The sequence below is a fragment of the Actinoplanes sp. NPDC051633 genome (assembly GCF_040681735.1).
GTDB lineage: Bacteria > Actinomycetota > Actinomycetes > Mycobacteriales > Micromonosporaceae > Actinoplanes.
Window position 1 is genome coordinate 1 of the sequence record NZ_JBFAZH010001632.1, and the last position, 1,355, is coordinate 1,355.

Sequence of the window (1,355 nt, forward strand, 5' to 3'; positions counted from 1 at the left end):
GCACCCCCGGTCGGGGGGCCGCCCCCCCGCCCTGTTGTACGATGTGGTCGGGGGGGTGGCCCCATCTGTGGGGCGGCCCGCCGTCGGCGTCCCGCGACACGGAAGCGGGCGTGAACTGAGCGCTGGAGGTGGAACCGGCGACCACTTGCGGCAGGGCGAGCAGGCCGGCGGCGAACAGAGCGACGCAGGATCGGAGCATCAGCGATCCCTCCCGGGAACTGTGGATGCCTTCCGTTCGCGTTCCGGGCAGGGCCGGATGGCGATCACTGTGGATAGTGGCGTGCATCACAGATCGATGTGCCAGGTCTCGAGTTCCTGTCGTTGATCCGAATGCCTTCCAGGAACATCGCAGTACGCTCTGCGGCAACCCTGGGGCCAACTCAGCGTCCGAAGAGGAGATCTTGGTGACGGACGACGGTCACGCCGGCGATCTCGTCGGCGCCTACGTGCTGGAGGCGTGCTCGCCCGACGAGATGCGGTCGGTGGCCGAGCACGCGAGCGGGTGCGCGAGCTGCGCGGCGGAGATCGAGGAGGCGCGGCGGGTCACCGAGTGGATCGGCGTCAGCGCGGCCAGCGATCCGTTGCCCGCCCTGCGATCCCGCGTGCTGACCGCGGCCTTGGCGGCCCGCGCGCCGAGCGGGACCGGCGCCGCCGGTGAGGCCGGCCGCCTCGGCGCGATCTACCGCGCGCACGTGCAGGACCTCGACGAGTTGCTCTCCGAGCTGCCCGAGGACGGGTGGCGGCGGCCCACCGGCCGGCACGCTTCGGTCGAAGCGCTGGTGCACCACCTGCGCGGTAACGACGAGTGGGTGGCGACCGCGGCCGGCGTGTTCAGCCGCGTCTCCCCGGCCGACCCGCGCCGGTCCTGGCGCCGGCAGGCCGACGCGATCATCGAGGCCACCGCCCGGCCGGCCGACGAGCTGCTCGATCGCCGGGTCCGGCTGGCCGGGCGCGGGTCGGTGATCCGGCCGATGCGCGACGCGCTGATCCAGCGCGGTTTCGAGACGTGGATCCACGCCGGTGACGTCCGCGACGTGCTCGGCCTGCCGCCGCGGCGGCCGAGCGGCCGGCAGCTGGGCGACATCCTGGACTTCGCGCTCCGACTGCTGCCCACCGCCATGGCCGCCGCCGGGCGCGCCCACCCGGCCAGCGCGATCCGGCTGACGCTCGGTGGCGAGGGCGGCGGCCGCCGGCTGGTGGGCCTCTCCCCGGAGAACCCGGCGGGCGGCGACGTGGTGGCCGAGATCGCGTTTCCCGCCGACCGGTTCTGCCTGCTGTTGGCCGGCCGGCTGAGCACGGACGAGGCCCGGATCGCGGACGAGGCGCGGATCGCCGGCGGCGCTCCGGTCGCCGGC

Annotated in this window: 1 protein-coding gene; it reads left to right on the forward strand. The window is 74.5% G+C overall.

The features are described 5' to 3' along the window. Positions 1-404 precede the first annotated feature (404 nt). Positions 405-1,355: maleylpyruvate isomerase family mycothiol-dependent enzyme (locus tag AB0M20_RS43790; protein ID WP_364307433.1), on the forward strand; the 951-nt coding region annotated here is incomplete at its 3' end.